Annotated in this window: 11 protein-coding genes; 9 read left to right on the forward strand and 2 right to left on the reverse strand. The window is 62.7% G+C overall.

Annotation, left to right across the window (positions count from 1 at the left end; genetic code table 11):
* Window positions 1-68 precede the first annotated feature (68 nt).
* The 4 genes from MSG32_RS15320 (at window position 69) to eno (ending at window position 5,694) form a co-directional block, all read left to right on the forward strand.
* Window positions 69-1,484: an FAD-dependent oxidoreductase gene (locus tag MSG32_RS15320; RefSeq protein WP_043332950.1), complete on the forward strand. Its 1,416-nt coding sequence runs from the start codon at window positions 69-71 to the stop codon at window positions 1,482-1,484.
* Window positions 1,485-1,678: 194 nt separating this feature from the next.
* Window positions 1,679-3,319, forward strand: coding sequence for a CTP synthase (locus MSG32_RS15325; RefSeq protein WP_043332948.1), 1,641 nt, complete (start codon window positions 1,679-1,681; stop codon window positions 3,317-3,319).
* A 131-nt stretch (window positions 3,320-3,450) separates the two neighbouring features.
* A complete protein-coding gene (kdsA, locus tag MSG32_RS15330; RefSeq protein ID WP_043333068.1) occupies window positions 3,451-4,302 on the forward strand; it encodes a 3-deoxy-8-phosphooctulonate synthase in 852 nt (283 codons plus the stop codon).
* 102 nt (window positions 4,303-4,404) lie between these two features.
* Window positions 4,405-5,694 carry a phosphopyruvate hydratase gene (gene eno / locus MSG32_RS15335; protein WP_043332946.1) on the forward strand — a complete coding sequence of 430 codons (1,290 nt, stop codon included), beginning with the start codon at window positions 4,405-4,407 and terminating at the stop codon, window positions 5,692-5,694.
* 1,262 nt (window positions 5,695-6,956) lie between these two features.
* On the opposite strand, the gene fdxA is transcribed toward eno, so the two are convergent.
* Together fdxA and mutS are read right to left on the reverse strand one after the other, a co-directional pair.
* Window positions 6,957-7,280, reverse strand: a complete 324-nt coding sequence (fdxA, locus tag MSG32_RS15340) for a ferredoxin FdxA (protein WP_043333067.1) — start codon at window positions 7,278-7,280, stop codon at window positions 6,957-6,959.
* A gap of 259 nt (window positions 7,281-7,539) precedes the next feature.
* Window positions 7,540-10,119 carry a DNA mismatch repair protein MutS gene (gene mutS, locus MSG32_RS15345; RefSeq protein WP_248380558.1) on the reverse strand — a complete coding sequence of 860 codons (2,580 nt, stop codon included), beginning with the start codon at window positions 10,117-10,119 and terminating at the stop codon, window positions 7,540-7,542.
* 214 nt (window positions 10,120-10,333) lie between these two features.
* Between mutS and MSG32_RS15350 the strand changes: the two genes are divergently transcribed.
* The 5 genes from MSG32_RS15350 (at window position 10,334) to MSG32_RS15370 (ending at window position 17,126) form a co-directional block, all read left to right on the forward strand.
* On the forward strand, window positions 10,334-10,822 hold the full coding sequence (locus tag MSG32_RS15350) for a CinA family protein (protein WP_248380602.1): 489 nt from the start codon (window positions 10,334-10,336) through the stop codon (window positions 10,820-10,822).
* 215 nt (window positions 10,823-11,037) lie between these two features.
* Window positions 11,038-12,105, forward strand: a complete 1,068-nt coding sequence (gene recA / locus MSG32_RS15355; RefSeq protein ID WP_043332943.1) for a recombinase RecA — start codon at window positions 11,038-11,040, stop codon at window positions 12,103-12,105.
* A 232-nt stretch (window positions 12,106-12,337) separates the two neighbouring features.
* Window positions 12,338-12,922, forward strand: a complete 585-nt coding sequence (locus MSG32_RS15360; RefSeq protein ID WP_153636995.1) for a regulatory protein RecX — start codon at window positions 12,338-12,340, stop codon at window positions 12,920-12,922.
* Window positions 12,923-13,165: 243 nt separating this feature from the next.
* The gene (gene alaS / locus MSG32_RS15365) at window positions 13,166-15,769 is read left to right on the forward strand and encodes an alanine--tRNA ligase (RefSeq protein ID WP_248380560.1); all 2,604 of its coding nucleotides are present in this window, start codon (window positions 13,166-13,168) and stop codon (window positions 15,767-15,769) included.
* Window positions 15,770-15,878: 109 nt separating this feature from the next.
* Window positions 15,879-17,126, forward strand: a complete 1,248-nt coding sequence (locus MSG32_RS15370) for an aspartate kinase (protein ID WP_043332939.1) — start codon at window positions 15,879-15,881, stop codon at window positions 17,124-17,126.
* Window positions 17,127-17,297 lie beyond the last annotated feature (171 nt).

Below are 17,297 nucleotides of genomic sequence, written 5' to 3' on the forward strand. Positions count from 1 at the left end.
TCACCCCAGCATGCCTCGGGTGAGGGCCCGCACCGCGACGGTGCCCGGATTTTGAAGGAGGATTCATCATGGCCAATCAGCTCGCCAACGACTTCCAGTTCATCGATGTGGGTCGTCAGGACCCGCAGAAGAAAGATGCTCGCGTGCGCGCACGTGAGTTCAACGAGATCTATGCCGAGTTCAAGCCGGTAGAAGCCGCCAGCCAGGCGCATCGCTGCCTGGGCTGTGGCAATCCCTACTGTGAGTGGAAGTGCCCGGTACACAACTACATTCCCAACTGGCTGAAGCTGGTCTCCGAGGGCAACATCCTCGAAGCTGCCGAGCTTTCGCACCAGACCAACTCGCTGCCGGAAGTCTGTGGTCGCGTCTGCCCGCAGGACCGTCTCTGCGAGGGCGACTGCACCCTGAATGACGGCTTCGGTGCCGTCACCATCGGCTCGGTGGAGAAGTACATCACCGACACCGCCTTCGCGATGGGCTGGCGCCCCGACATGTCCAAGGTCAGCTGGACCGACAAGCGCGTCGCCATCATCGGTGCAGGCCCGGCGGGTCTCGGTGCCGCCGATATCCTGGTGCGCAATGGCGTGCGTCCGGTGATCTATGATCGCCATCCGGAAATCGGCGGTCTGCTGACCTTCGGTATCCCGGAGTTCAAGCTCGAGAAGGGCGTGATGACGCGTCGCCGCGAGATCTTCGAAGAGATGGGCATGGAGTTCCGTCTCAACGTCGAGGTCGGGCGTGATGTGACCTTCGATGCACTGCTCGAGGAATACGATGCCGTCTTCCTGGGCATGGGGACCTACAACGCCATGAGCGGCGGCTTCCCGGGCGAGGATCTGCCGGGCGTGCACAAGGCGCTCGACTTCCTGATCGCCAACGTCAATCACTGTCTGGGCTTCGAGAAGGACCCGGCGGATTACGTCTCCATGGAAGGCAAGAAGGTCGTGGTGCTCGGCGGTGGTGATACCGCGATGGACTGCAACCGCACCTCCATCCGCCAGGGCGCGGAAAGCGTGACCTGCGCCTACCGTCGTGACGAGGCCAACATGCCGGGCTCACGTCGTGAGGTGACCAATGCCCGCGAAGAGGGCGTCGATTTCCTCTTCAACCGTCAGCCGGTGGCAGTGGTCGGCGATGGCAAGGTCGAAGGCGTCAAGGTCGTGCGCACCCGTCTGGGTGAGCCGGATGCCAATGGCCGTCAGCGTCCGGAAGTGGTGCCGGGTTCCGAAGAGATTCTGCCGGCGGATGCCGTGGTCGTGGCCTTCGGCTTCCAGGCAAGCCCTGCGCCGTGGTTCGCCGACTTCGACATCGCCGTCGATGAGCGTGGCCGCATCGCGACCAGCGCCGAGCGTCATGCCTTCCAGACCACCAACGCCAAGGTGTTCGCTGGCGGTGACATGGTGCGCGGCTCCGATCTGGTGGTGACCGCCATCGATGAAGGTCGCCGTGCCGCTGAAGGGATTCTTGATTTCCTGGAAGTGTGAAGGTCATGTGACGTCACGCATCAGGCCCGCCACGGCGGGTCTGATGCGTTATGGCGGGTGCATCGGATGGTGACGCGAGATGGGCAGGTGGTGGCATTCAAATTGAGCCGGAGCAGCCTTTCCGCTAGACTGGCGACCCATCCTGATCCGTTCCCCCGGATCTCTCCTACAGCTCACGTTTTCGGCAGGTTTCCATGACACGATTTATCTTCGTGACGGGCGGCGTTGTGTCCTCGCTTGGCAAGGGCATCGCATCCGCTTCGCTGGCGGCTATTCTCGAGGCCCGTGGCCTCAAGGTCACCATCCTCAAGCTGGATCCGTACATCAACGTCGATCCGGGCACCATGAGCCCGTTCCAGCACGGCGAAGTCTTTGTCACCGAAGATGGCGCGGAAACCGACCTCGACCTCGGTCACTACGAGCGTTTCATCCGCTCGCGCATGACCCAGGGCAACAACTTCACCACCGGTCGCGTCTACGAGCACGTGCTGCGCAAGGAGCGCCGTGGTGACTACCTCGGTGGAACGGTGCAGGTCATCCCGCACATCACCGACGAGATCAAGCGTCGCGTGATCGCCGGCGGTGAAGGCTATGACGTCGCACTGGTCGAGATCGGCGGTACCGTAGGTGACATCGAGTCGCTGCCGTTCCTGGAGTCCATCCGTCAGCTGCGTGCGCAGCTGGGTGGCGAGCGTGCGCTCTTCATGCACCTGACGCTGGTGCCGTACATCAAGACGGCCGGCGAGACCAAGACCAAGCCGACCCAGCACAGCGTCAAGGAGCTGCGCTCCATCGGTATCCAGCCGGATATCCTGATCTGCCGCAGCGAAGTCGAGATCGAGGAAAGTGAGCGTCGCAAGATCTCGCTGTTCACCAACGTCGAAGAGCGTGCCGTCGTCTCCCTGCAGGATGCCGACACCATCTATCGCATTCCGTTGATGCTCCACGAAGCCGGCCTCGATGAGATCGTCTGCGACAAGTTCCGCCTGGAGGCCAAAGAGGCCGACATGTCCGAGTGGGTCGCGGTGCTCGACGCCAAGCTCAACCCGCTCAAGACCATCAACATCGCGATGGTCGGCAAGTACATGGAGCTGCTCGACGCCTACAAGTCGCTGAACGAGGCGCTGATCCACGCCGGTATCCAGGGGCGTGTGAAGGTCAACGTCGACTTCATCGACTCCGAGGAAATCGAGCGCAACGGCACCGACCGTCTGATCGGCAAGGACGCGGTGCTGGTACCGGGCGGCTTCGGCGAGCGTGGTGTGGAAGGCAAGATCGCCACTGCGCGCTTCGCGCGTGAGAACAAGGTGCCATATCTGGGCATCTGCCTGGGCATGCAGGTTGCCGTCATCGAGTTCGCGCGTAACGTGGCGGGCTGGAGCGATGCCAACTCCACCGAGTTCACCCATGACACCCAGCACCCTGTGGTCGGTCTGATCACCGAGTGGCTGACGCCGGAAGGCAAGATCGAGACCCGCGACGCGGCGTCTGATCTGGGCGGCACCATGCGTCTCGGCGGCCAGGCCTGCAGCCTGCTCAACGGCTCCAAGGCGCATCAGGCCTATGGCAGCGACGAGATCGTCGAGCGTCACCGTCACCGCTATGAGGTCAACGACCAGTTCGTGCCGGCCCTGGAAGAAGCGGGCCTGATCTTCTCCGGTCGCAGCGTCGACAACTCGCTGGTCGAGATGGTCGAGCTGCCGGATCACCCGTGGTTCGTGGCATGTCAGTTCCACCCGGAATTCACCTCCACGCCGCGTGATGGCCATCCGCTGTTCACCGGCTTCGTGAATGCCGCGCTCAATCACAAGGCGGCGCGTACTCGCGGCGAGTGATAGGGTGTTGAGCGGGCGCCACCTCGGGTGGCGCCCGTAGGTCTTCTCCGCGGTGGTTGCATGTATTGATGTTCGCCAGAGCATCATCAGGCAGACTGCCGATGGACAACGATTTGATGGACGGTGCAGAGATGAGCAACGAACAACGCGTGATCGAATTTGCGGGTCTGCAAGTCGCCAACGATCGTCCGATGACGCTTTTCGGTGGCATGAACGTGCTCGAATCGCGGGAGCTGGCGCTGGAAGTCGCCGAGCAGTACGTCGAAGTGACGTCACGCCTGGGCATGCCGTACGTCTTCAAGGCCAGCTTCGACAAGGCCAACCGCAGCTCCATGCACTCCTACCGCGGTCCCGGGATGGAGAAGGGGCTCGAGATTCTGGCCGAGATCAAGTCGCGCTTCGGTGTGCCGATCATCACGGACGTGCATGAGCCGCATCAGGCGGCGGCCGTGGCAGAAGTGGCCGATGTCATCCAGCTGCCGGCCTTCCTGGCGCGGCAGACGGACCTGGTCGTGGCCATGGCGCGCACCGGCGCCGTCATCAACGTCAAGAAGCCGCAGTTCCTCGCGCCGCACGAGATGCGCCACATCGTCGCCAAGTGCGGTGAAGCGGGCAATGACCGGATTCTGCTGTGCGAGCGTGGCTCCAGCTTCGGTTACAACAACCTGGTGGTCGACATGCTCGGCATGGCCGAGATGAAGGATAGCGGCCTGCCGGTATTGTTCGATGTCACCCACTCGCTGCAGCGCCCGGGCGGGCGAGCCGATTCCGCTGGCGGCCGTCGTGAGCAGGTCTTCGATCTGGCACGCTCCGGTGTCGCATTGGGGTTGGCGGGTCTGTTCCTCGAAGCGCATCCGGACCCGGACAACGCCAAGTGTGATGGCCCCTGCGCCTTGCCGCTGGACCAGCTCGAACCCTTCCTGCGCCAGCTTCAATCGCTGGATGCGCTGGTCAAGGGCTTCGCGCCGCTGGACATTCGTTGAGCAGGACTACTGGCCGTTCACCCCTGTGTGAGCGGCCTTTTTGCACTATGGGCAAGATGCCCGTCGTGGTGTTTCAATCCCCCGTGTAGAGGACGACACAAGATGGCCAATATCGTCGAAATCCGCGCCCTTGAGGTGCTCGATTCCCGTGGTAACCCGACCGTACAGGCCGAGGTCGTGCTGGAGGGTGGCCAACGCGCCAGTGCCTGCGCTCCTTCCGGTGCCTCCACCGGTTCGCGTGAAGCGCTGGAATTGCGTGATGGCGACAAGAGCCGTTATCTGGGCAAGGGCGTGCTGAAGGCAGTCGAAGCCGTCAATGGCGCGATCCGCGAGCGCCTCGTGGGCATGGATGCACTCGACCAGCGCGCGCTGGACGATGCCATGCTGGCGCTGGACGGTACCGAGAACAAGGAATCGCTGGGTGCCAACGCGATTCTTGCCGTCTCTCTGGCGGCTGCCAAGGCGGCAGCGCAGGCCAAGGGCATCGAGCTCTACGCTCACATCGCTGAGCTCTACGGCCAGCCAGGCCAGTACTCCATGCCGGTGCCGATGATGAACATCATCAACGGCGGTGAACATGCCGACAACAATGTCGACATCCAGGAGTTCATGGTCCAGCCGGTCGGCGCGCCGACCTTCCGTGAAGCACTGCGCACCGGCGCCGAGATCTTCCACGCGCTGAAGAAGGTGCTGCAGGGTCGCGAGCTGAGCACCTCCGTGGGCGATGAAGGTGGCTTTGCACCGAACCTTGCGTCCAACTCCGAAGCACTGGCCGTCATCAAGCAGGCCGTCAGCGATGCGGGCTACACCTTGGGCACCGATGTGACCCTGGCGCTGGATTGCGCGTCTTCCGAGTTCTACAAGGACGGTCAGTACAACCTGTCCGGCGAAGGCAAGAGCTTCGACGCACGTGGTTTCGTCGACTATCTGGCCGGCCTGGCCGCGGAATATCCGATCGTCTCCATCGAAGACGGCATGGATGAGTCCGACTGGGAAGGCTGGAAGATGCTGACCGACGAGCTGGGCGACAAGGTGCAGCTGGTCGGCGACGATCTGTTCGTCACCAACACGCGCATCCTGAGCCGTGGTATCGATGAAGGCATCGGCAACTCCATCCTGATCAAGTTCAACCAGATCGGCTCGCTGTCCGAGACCCTGGATGCGATCAAGATGGCGCAGGCCGCCGGCTTCACCGCGGTCATCTCCCACCGCAGTGGCGAGACCGAAGATACCACCATCGCCGACCTCGCCGTCGGTACCTGTGCTGGCCAGATCAAGACCGGCTCTCTGTGCCGCTCTGACCGTGTCGCCAAGTACAACCGTCTGCTGGTGATCGAGCAGCAGCTGGGTGACGTGGCTTACAACGGCCTGAAAGAGATCAAGGGTCAGTAATCGCCTGTGATGAGAGGGCTCAACGCCCAGCATCGCAGAGGTAACTTGCAACGGGGTCGTGCCTTCTGGCACGGCCCCGTTGTGCATTGCAGGCGATGATTGCGTGCGTTTGAGGGGGAGGCAGGAAACAGGCCGCTTTCAGGCACTGATTTCGTGTAAGCCATCTCTTACAAATCCCGCAGGACAATCGAGACACTGGCTGCGAGTTGCCTGCGGATATGAACGTATGTTCTTCAATATCTATTTGATTTTATTGAATATATTTTCTTTGACGGCCTGTTCAGGTATAGCGGGTTAAGCGGTTTGGCTAGTTGCCTCGCCGGCGAATGCTGCCCAGAATGGCTGCATGGACGTGAGGGTGCGGCGGGACACCGCAGTCTCGGCAGGATGCCAACGGGATGATCAGAAAAGACTTGATGGCGAGACAGGACGTTTCGCCCCGCTGAGCAGGACGCTCGGCGGAAAAGGACCTGACATGGACGTCGGTAGCAGAGAGCTGCATATCTTCGCTTGAAGGAGTCAGGCGAGAGATGCCAGGGAAGCAAGGATAGCGGGCATGACACCGGAGTGTGTCAGGATCAGGATGATCCGTCGGCGATGGGAAGCGCCACACAGGCAGGAAGCACGATAACGACACGGAGTGTCGAAGAGCCCCAGGCTCTGATATGCAGTCAGGAAGCTTGCCCTTCACAGGAAGTGACGGATGACGGGACATCATCCGCGTCAGGAATGATGGGGCAGACAGCGGCAGCATCAAGTGGCAGGAAGCCACGACAAGGATGGTCGGACAAGGAATGTCGTGAGGCTGTCAGCTGCACAGGCAGGGAGCGGTACAGGCAGGACGCCGGGCAATGCATGGGCAGGACAGCAGGACAGGCAAATATCTGCACTAACGGGCATTGCGGTGGGACAGCTGCGCGAGCAGTGCTGCAATGCCCGCCACGCGTGACGGTGCGCCCCGAATGACAGGACGTCGTGAAGGGCAGGGACAGCACTCAGGAGTGCGATCCAGGATGGATCGACAGGGACACGCTTGGAGCGGGCGACCTTACGGGGTCGCCCTTTTTTATGCCCGGATGTCAGGGGGCTGAGCTCCTGACATGAGCTTGAGTCTCCGACTTCAGGCACCGACTTCAAGCATCAGATACAGAAACGGCAGCGGCTCCCGGGGGAATCGCTGCCGTTTCTGTCGTGAGACCCGGGCTTGCCCGGTCAGGGCGGGCAAGCCGCTTGCCACGTGAGATGCGGTTTGCTTGAGGGGCTTACTGCTCCAGATACTCAAGCTTGCCATCGACACCATCCCACTTCTCGGCGTCTTCCATGGCGTCCTTCTTCTCGCTGATGTTCGGCCAGACTTCGGCCAGATCGGCATTCAGCTCGATGAATTCCTTCTGGTTCTCCGGCACTTCATCTTCGGAGAAGATGGCTTCGGCGGGGCATTCCGGCTCACACAGCGCGCAGTCAATGCACTCATCCGGGTTGATCACCAGGAAGTTCGGGCCTTCGTAGAAGCAATCCACCGGGCAGACTTCCACGCAGTCGGTGTATTTGCAGCGAATGCAGTTCTCGGTGACGATGAATGCCATGCAGGTCTCCTGACGCGGATTGGCGTCTCTCTCGTAGGTCGTGGTCCAGGCGCCCACCATGTGTCGTCTCGGCGACATCATGGTCTTCAGGTTATAAGCGGCGCAGATGTTATAAGGCGTTATTCTAGTGGCGCTCTGCCGCCCCCGCAATCAGCAGGGGCGGATCGTTTTGGAATGGTGCTATGCCCGAAGGTTGCTGTCGAGCCTTGCCGCTCATTCTCGGGCCAGGCGCGCCAACGCTGGCTCGGTGTGACGGTGCTCAGCGCTGACGGTGCCATTCGTAGATCAGCTCCAGCGCTCGCTTGGGGCTCAGGTCATCCGGGTCAAGACCATTGAGGGCCTCGACGACCGGATGCGGCGGTGCCGCGAACAGGTCATTCTGCTGCGGTACCGGCTGGCCCAGCGCATCCTCGCGCGCCACCTGCGGACGATCGACTTCCTGCTGCTCCAGGCTGGTCAGCTTCTCGCGTGCCCGCAGGATGACGCTCTGCGGCACCCCGGCCAGCTGGGCCACCTGCAGGCCATAGCTCTGGCTGGCAGGGCCTTCCTCGACACGGTGCATGAAGACGATGCCATCGCCGTGCTCGGCGGCCGTCAGGTGCACGTTGGCGACGGCATCGGCATGCTCGGGCAGCGCTGTCATCTCGAAGTAATGAGTCGCGAACAGGGTGAAGGCACGCGTGCGCGCCAGATGCTCGGCGCTGGCCCATGCCAGTGACAGGCCATCGAAGGTCGAGGTGCCGCGGCCGATCTCATCCATCAACACCAGGCTCTCATCAGTGGCGTTGTGCAGGATGCTGGCGGTCTCGGTCATCTCGACCATGAAGGTCGAGCGTCCGCCGGCCAGGTCGTCCGAGGAGCCGATGCGCGTGAAGATGCGGTCCAGCGGGCCGATGCAGGCGCGCGACGCCGGCACGAAGCTGCCGGTATGCGCGAGCAGAGCGATCAGTGCCGTCTGGCGCATGTAGGTGGATTTACCGCCCATGTTGGGGCCGGTGATCACCAGCATGCGCCGCGCATCATCGAAGCGCACATCGTTGGGAACGAAGGGATGATCGCTGACATGTTCGACCACCGGGTGGCGGCCGCCTTCGATATCGATGCCCGGGGTCTCGCTGAGTTCGGGGCGCACGAAATCGAGCGCGGCAGCGCGATCGGCGAAGGCGGTCAGCACATCCAGTGACGCCAGTGCGCGGGCCGTCTGCTGCAGGCCATCCAGTTCGGTATTCAGGTCATCCAGCAGGTGCTCATACAGCAGCTTCTCGCGCGCCAATGACTTGGACTTGGCGGACAGCGCCTTGTCCTCGAACTCCTTGAGCTCGGGGATGATGAAGCGCTCGGCATTCTTGAGGGTCTGGCGGCGGATGTATTCCGGCGGGGCCTCGGCCGATTGCGAGCGCGGCAGCTCGATGAAGTAGCCATGCACGCGGTTGTAGCCGACCTTGAGGTTGCTCAGGCCGGTGCGCTCGCGCTCGCGGGTCTCGAGTGCGACCAGATACTGGCCGGCGTTTTCGGACAGGCCGCGATACTCGTCCAGCTCATCGTCGTAGCCATCGGCGATCACGCCACCATCGCGCAACACTACCGGCGGATTCTCGACCAGCGCCTCGCTGAGCATCGCGGAAAGTGCCGGGAACAGGCGGATGGCATCGCGCAGGTCATCGATGGCGCTGCCTTTCTCGACGCTGGCGAGCACGGCGCGCAGCTCGGGCAGGGTGTTGAGGCCATCGCGCAGGCGTGCCATGTCACGGGGGCGTGCGCTGCGCAGTGCGACACGGGCGAGGATGCGCTCCACATCGCCGATGCGCTTGAGCAGGCCTTGCAGCTCGAAGGGATAGTCGCCATCCAGCAGACGTTGCACCGCCGCCTGACGCTGGCCGATCTGGAGCTGATCGCGCAGCGGGCGGTTGAGCCAGCGCTTGAGCAGGCGTGAACCCATCGCGGTCGCGGTGACGTCCAGCACGCTGGCCAGCGTGTTGTCGCTGGTGCCGCCCAGGTTGGTATCGATCTCGAGGTTGCGACGGCTGGCGGCATCGATCACCACCGAGTCATCGCGGCTCTCGACGGCCAGCGCGGTCACGTGGGGCAGGCCGGTACGCTGGGTGTCGCGAGCGTAGTCGAGCAGGGCACCGGCTGCCGTGACGGCGCGCGTCAGGTGGCTGCAGCCGAAGCCGTTGAGGTCCTGGACGCCGAACTGATCGCACAGCAGGCGCAAGGCAGTCTCGTGATCGAAGTGCCAATCGCTCTGGCGGGTCAGGCCCGGGCGCGAGGCCAGGCTGGCGGGGAGGGTACGGCTTTCGCCGACCATGACTTCGGCAGGCGACAGACGCTGGATCTCGGCCAGCAGCTCGTCATCACCATTGACCTCGAGCACGCTGAAGCGACCGGAGGAGAGCTCGAGAGCGGCCAGGCCCCAGGTCTCGCCATCACGGTGCAGCGCCACCAGCAGGTTGTCACGGCTGGCATCCAGCAGCGCCTCATCATGCAGTGTCCCCGGGGTGACGATACGCACGACCTTGCGCTCGACAGGTCCCTTGCTGGTCGCCGGGTCACCGATCTGCTCACAGATGGCCACCGATTCGCCCATCTTGACCAGGCGTGCCAGATAGCCTTCGGCGCTGTGGTAGGGCACCCCTGCCATGGGGATCGGTGAGCCACCGGAGCTGCCGCGCGCCGTCAACGTGATATCGAGCAGTTGTGCTGCGCGCTTGGCGTCCTCATCAAACAGTTCATAGAAGTCGCCCATGCGATAGAACAGCAGCACGCCGGGGTGCTCGCGTTTGATCTTCATGTACTGCGTCATCATCGGCGTCATCTGGGGCGCGCTGTTCTTGGCCATGGCCATGGACTTCCTTGACTGCACTGCAATGGGAAAAAGCACACATGCGAGAGCACGGCATGCGGGATGCGCGATATTCTACGGACTGGCGCGGCCGGCTCCAATGCCTGTGATGTCTCATGCTCGCTGCCCTTTTCACCCGATGACCTCCACAAGGAGAAAGTTCGTGAGCCAATTGACTGGTACGACCCCTGAGGCTGCGTGCGCGAATGCCCTGGCTGAGCAGCTGCAGGCGCTGGCGGTCGCGCGCGGCGTGCGTGTCACTACCGCCGAGTCGTGCACCGGGGGCGGGGTGAGCGCCGCGATCACGGCGATTGCCGGCAGCTCCAGCTATTTCGATGCGGGCTACGTGACCTATTCCAATGCCACCAAGCAGCGCCTGCTGGGGGTCAGTGAGGCATCGCTTGAAGAGTTCGGTGCCGTCTCAGAGGCGGTCGTGTGCGAGATGGTGCGGGGCGCCTGTCGCGAAAGCGGCGCTGAGCTGGGGGTGGCGATCAGCGGTGTGGCCGGCCCCGGCGGGGGAAGTGACGAGAAGCCCGTCGGCACCGTGTGGCTGGCGTGGGGGAGCGAGGCGCGCCAGCAGGCACGCTGCTGTCACTTTCCCGGCGACCGGCAGGCCGTGCGCGACGCCGCGGTGCGGGAAGCGTTGCAGGGCTTGATCGAGCGCGTGGAGGCCTTGCAGATCGGCACCGAAGAGGCGTGAGCCCGATGCAAGCCCCGCGTTGAGGGTGCTGCCTGAAAAAGCGCATCACCGGACTGGCAGAGTGACGCAACTTGCGGCATTATACTGTCCATGTATACAGGGTTTTGCCACGACACCTCAGCCGCTAGTCTGACGGTGTCTGCTCAGCTCTCAGTGACAGAATTCTCTATTCCAGGTGGCAGCCCGTGTGGCTCCGCCGTTTGACAGGAGGCCACATGGCAAAGGACGACAATCGTACCAAGGCGCTGAACGCGGCGCTGTCCCAGATCGAGCGCCAGTTCGGCAAGGGCGCCGTCATGCGCATGGGCGATGCCCCGCGTGTGGCCATCCCGTCGGTTTCCACCGGTTCTCTGGGGCTGGATATCGCACTCGGCATCGGCGGCCTGCCCTTCGGGCGCGTGGTCGAGATCTATGGCCCGGAATCCTCGGGCAAGACGACACTGACCCTCTCGGTCATCGCCCAGGCGCAGAAGCAGGGCAAGGTCTGTGCCTTCATCGATGCCGAGCACGCACTGGATCCGTCCTACGCCGAGAAGCTGGGCGTCAATCTGGACGAGATGCTGGTCTCCCAGCCGGACACCGGTGAGCAGGCGCTCGAGATCGTCGACATGCTGGTACGCTCCGGCGGCGTTGACGTCATCATCGTCGACTCCGTGGCAGCACTGACGCCGCGTGCCGAGATCGAAGGCGAGATGGGCGACTCCCACGTCGGCCTGCAGGCGCGTCTGATGTCCCAGGCACTGCGCAAGGTGACCGGTCACATCAAGAACGCCAACTGCATGGTGGTGTTCATCAACCAGATCCGCATGAAGATCGGCGTGATGTTCGGCAGCCCCGAAACCACGACGGGCGGTAACGCACTGAAGTTCTACTCCAGTGTGCGTCTGGATATCCGTCGTACCGGCTCCGTGAAGTCCGGTGATGAAGTCACCGGTAACGAGACCCGCGTCAAGGTCGTCAAGAACAAGGTCGCACCGCCGTTCCGTCAGGCCGAGTTCCAGATTCTCTACGGCAAGGGCATCTATCACGCCGGTGAGGTGATCGACCTGGGCGTGCAGTGTGGTCTGGTCGGCAAGTCCGGCGCCTGGTACAGCTATCAGGGCAGCAAGATCGGTCAGGGCAAGGCCAATTCCGCCCAGTACCTGGAAGACAATCCCGCCATCATGGAGGAGATTGAAACCCAGATCCGTGCCCAGTTGCTGGCAGCACCGGAAGCCAAGGAAGAGCCGAAAGAGACCGCGGCCGCCGAGAGTGAAGACGACCTGGATATCGATCTCGATTGAGGTTCGTCCAGAAGAAAAAGCAAGAGCGCCAGCCGCCAGGCTGGCGTCATCGCACCGTGTCGTTTCCGACCCGGTGCGATGATCCCAAGGCGCCCGCCCCGATGACTCGGAGGCGGGCGCCTTGCGTTCACGTCCATCGATGTCCTTCTGCTCAACCCCGGGGAGCATGACCATGCACGATGACAGCGCTGAAATGGGTGGGTCTGAGTATCAACCGCTCGATTCAGGCGAGATGACGCCGCAACGGCGTGCGCGCAATGATGCCATCGCGCGTCTGGCGCGCCGCGAACATAGTCGCCGCGAGCTGCACGACTATCTCAAGGAGCGTGACTACCTGCGGGCGGTCAGCGATGACGAGTTGGCAGAGCGCCAAGCCGCGGGCGAGGAGGGCGCGCAGGCGGCCTTGAGTCGCGATGAGGTCGAGCTGCTGATCGAGGAGGTGCTGGAGCGCATGGCCGAGGAGGGCCTGCAATCCGATGAGCGCTTTGCCGCCAGTTTCCTGCGGACGCGAGTGCTGCGCGGGCAGGGGCCGAGGCGTATCCAGCAGGAGCTGCGCCAGCGTGGTATCGATAGCGAGACGCTCAATGCCGTGATGCGTGCCGCCAGTGACCCGACGCCGGATGCCTTCGGTCATGTCGAGGCGGTGGATTTCTTCGAACTGGCGCGCGAGACGCTGGCCAGGCGCTTCTCCGGCCCCGGCGAGGGGCACAAGGAGCGCGCACGGCGCGAGCGCTTTCTGCTCCAGCGCGGCTTCGACTATGAGCAGCTGCGCTATGCCATGGAGTCCGCCTGGAGTGATGAGGGCGAAGAAGGCTAGCTGGCGGGTGGCTGTTTGGCTCTCATGACGCGCAAACCGGCGCTTCAAGACATTCCCCCCCCCTTTAGCTTGCGCGAACAGGCGTTATACTAGGTCGTCTTGCGACGGCACGGGGCAGGCGCCTTCTTTCATGCTTTTCATTGCACCTCCATGCATACCCACATGGATGAATATGCAGAAACCATGCGGAAGTCATGCAGAAGACCCCCGGAGCGTCTTTACGCACATCGCTACGGAACCTCTATGAAAAGCGCAGAAATCAGAAACGCCTTCCTGACCTATTTCGAGAAGCAGGGCCATACCATCGTTCCCACCAGCTCCCTGGTGCCGAACAACGACCCGACCCTGCTGTTCACCAACGCCGGCATGGTGCCCTTCAAGGATGTCTTCCTGGGCCGTGATCCGCGTGGCTACAGCCGTGCGACCTCCGCGCAGCGCTGCGTGCGCGCCGGTGGCAAGCACAATGATCTGGACAACGTCGGCTATACCGCCCGTCACCACACCTTCTTCGAGATGCTGGGCAACTTCAGCTTCGGCGACTACTTCAAGCGCGAAGCCATCCAGTTCGCCTGGAAGTTTCTGACCGAAGAGCTCGGCCTGCCGAAGGAGAAGCTGTGGGTCACCGTGCACGTCAGCGATGACGAAGCCCGTGACATCTGGTTCAACGAGGTCGGCATCGATCAGAACCGCTTCTCGCGTCTCGACGAGGACAACTTCTGGCAGATGGGCGACACCGGCCCGTGCGGCCCGTCCTCCGAGATCTTCTATGACCACGGCGAAGATGTCGCCGGTGGCCCGCCGGGCAGCCCGGACGAAGATGGCGATCGCTACATCGAGATCTGGAACCTGGTCTTCATGCAGTTCGACCGTGACGCCGAGGGCACGCTGCACCCGCTGCCCAAGCCGTCCATCGATACCGGTATGGGTCTGGAGCGTGTCGCGGCCGTGATGCAGGGCGTGCACTCCAACTACGAGATCGATCTGTTCCAGAATCTGCTGGCCGCAGCAGCCGAGATCATCGGTCACGACAACATCGCCACGCCGTCACTGCGCGTGGTGGCTGACCACATCCGCTCGTGTGCCTTCCTGATCGCCGATGGCGTGCTGCCGTCCAACGAAGGCCGTGGCTACGTGCTGCGTCGCATCATTCGTCGCGCCGTGCGTCACGGTCACAAGCTGGGGGCGCGTGGCAGCTTCTTCTACAAGCTGGTCGCGGCTCTCGACAGCGAGATGGGCGATGCCTATCCGGAACTGCGCGCCGCTCGCGAGCAGATCGAACGTGTGCTGCTCAAGGAAGAGGAGCAGTTCGCACGTACGCTGGAACACGGCATGAAGCTTCTTGAAGAAGCCATCGCTGGCCTCGAGGGCAATACCCTCGACGGCGAGACCATCTTCAAGCTCTACGACACCTACGGCTTCCCCTATGACCTGACCGCCGACATCTGCCGCGAGCGCGAGCTGATCCTCGATGAGGCAGGTTTCCAGGCGGCCCTGGAAGCACAGCGTGATCGCGCCCGTGCCGCCAGCAACTTCGGCGGCGACTACTCCGCCAACCTGGTGCTGGAAGGCGAGACCGTCTTCACCGGCTACGACCAGCTGGAAGGGGAAGCCACCGTCACCTCGCTGTTCGACGCCGAAGGCAATGCCGTCGAGCAGCTCGAGGTGGACACCAAGGGCATCGTGGTACTCGATACCACCCCGTTCTACGGCGAATCAGGCGGCCAGGCCGGTGACACCGGTTATCTGCATCTGGATGGCGGCCGCTTCCAGGTCAGCGATACCCAGAAGCAGACCGGCCATCACCTGCACCACGGTGTGCTGATCGAAGGCACTCTCAAGGTCGGTGACAAGGTGCGTCCGCAGGTCGATGCCGAGCTGCGCGCGGCTTCCGTGCGCAACCACTCCGCCACGCACCTGCTGCACGAAGCGCTGCGTCTGGTGCTGGGCGAGCACGTTCAGCAGAAGGGCTCGCTGGTCACGGCCGAGCGTCTGCGCTTCGACTTCAGCCACTTTGAGGCGATGACGGCCGAGCAGCTGTCCGAGGTCGAGCGCATCGTCAACGCGCAGATCCTGGCCAACGCCGAGACCACCATCGAGTTCATGAGCCTCGATGAGGCCAAGGCGCGCGGCGCAGCGGCGCTCTTCGATGCCAAGTATGGTGAGGAAGTCCGCGTGCTGACCATCGGTCAGGATGCCTTCTCCATCGAGCTGTGTGGCGGGACTCACGTCAAGCGCAGCGGCGACATCGGCCAGATGCACATTCTCGCCGAGACCGGCATTGCATCCGGCGTGCGCCGTATCGAGGCCATCACCGGTCGCGCCGCGCGTGACTTCCTGCTCGCGCAGGAAGCGACTCTGGCTCGCCTCGGTGAGCGCCTCAAGGCCAAGCCGGAGCAGGTCGAGGAGCGCGTCGGCAGCCTGCTGGAGCGCAACCGCGGCCTCGAGAAGGAGCTTGAACGCCTCAAGGCCAAGCTGGCGTCCGCCTCTGCCAGCGACATGCTCAGCGACATAGCGAATGTCCAGGGCATCAAGGTGCTGGCCAAGCAGGTCGAAGGCGTCTCCGGCAAGGAGCTGCGCGGCCTGATGGATGACCTCAAGTCCAAGCTCGGCTCCGGCATCCTGGTGCTCGGCGTCGCGGACGGTGACAAGGTCAGCCTGATCGCCGGTGTCACCGACGACCTGACCTCGCGCGTCAAGGCGGGTGACCTGGTGCGTCACGTGGCCGAGCAGGTCGGTGGCAAGGGTGGCGGTCGTGCTGACATGGCCCAGGCCGGTGGTAGTGACGCCGCCTCGCTTCCGGGCGCACTGGCCGGTGTGCCATCATGGGTAGACGCCCAGCTGGGCTGACAGTACAAGATGAAGGCCGGGCTCCTCTTGGGGAGACCCGGCCTCTTTTTGGGCTCACATGAGCTTCATGTGGGGACAACGCAAACGGACACGGATAACGGAAACGCACATGGCGCTATACGTTCAGAAGTTCGGAGGCACTTCGGTCGGCTCGGTGGAGCGGATCAAGGCCGTTGCCGAGAAGGTCAAGCGATTCCGCGATGAAGGCCATCAGATTGTCGTGGTCGTCTCTGCCATGAGTGGCGAGACCAACCGACTGATCGGTCTCGCCAGCGAGATCAATGATGACCCGACACCGCGCGAGATGGACATGCTGGTCTCCACTGGCGAGCAGGTCACCATTTCCCTGCTGGCCATGGCGCTGCAGAAGATCGGCGTCGACGCGACCTCCTACACAGGGGCGCAGGTGGGAATCCGCACCGATAGCGCGCACACCAAGGCGCGTATCCAGCACATCGATACCGATGACCTGCGTGAAGACCTCGACGATGGCAAGGTGGTCGTGGTGGCAGGCTTCCAGGGTGTCGATGAAGAGGGCAACATCACGACGCTGGGTCGTGGTGGCTCTGACACCACCGGTGTCGCCCTGGCTGCCGCACTGAAGGCGGATGAGTGCCAGATCTACACCGATGTCGATGGTGTCTATACCACTGACCCGCGCGTGTGCTCCAAGGCACGTCGTCTGGAAACGGTGACCGTCGAGGAAATGCTGGAAATGGCGAGCCTGGGCTCCAAGATCCTGCAGATCCGTTCGGTGGAATTCGCCGGCAAGTACAATGTTCCCCTGCGTGTGCTGTCTTCCTTCGAGGATGGCCCGGGTACCCTGATCGTCGCTGAGGAAGAAGACAACATGGAAGAACCGCTGATCTCCGGCATCGCCTTCAATGTCAACGAAGCCAAGCTGACTCTGCTCAACACGCCGGATATCCCGGGTGTCGCTTCCAAGATTCTGGGCCCGATCGCCGATTCCAACATCGAAATCGACATGATCGTCCAGAACGTCTCTCCGGACGGCAATACCACTGACTTCTCCTTCACCGTCGCCAAGACCGACTTCAAGGCGACCCAGCGCATCCTGACCGAGACGGTGATTCCGTCCGTCGGTGGTGGTGAGATGCGCGGTGATGACAACATCGCCAAGGTCTCGCTGGTCGGTGTCGGCATGCGTTCTCACGCCGGTGTCGCCTCCAAGATGTTCCGCGTACTGGCGGAAGAAGGCATCAATATCCGCATGGTCTCCACTTCAGAGATCAAGATTTCCGTCCTGATCGACGAGAAATTCATGGAGCTGGCGGTTCGCTCCCTGCACACCGCTTTCGGGCTGGATGCAGAAGCGATCAGCGACGAGACTGCTTGAGTCTCACCACGGAGCGTGCAGCAAGGAAGTCGTAAAGACACCGACAATCAATGACTTGCCAAAGTCGTGAAGCGTCGGTGCCCAGGCCGGGGAGGTTGGTCTGGCAGACGTGCGGCACGTGAAGTCGATAGCGCCCGATGCATTTTCTGTCATTCTTCTGAATGTCAGTCT

This window comes from Cobetia sp. 1CM21F, assembly GCF_023161745.1.
GTDB lineage: Bacteria > Pseudomonadota > Gammaproteobacteria > Pseudomonadales > Halomonadaceae > Cobetia > Cobetia amphilecti.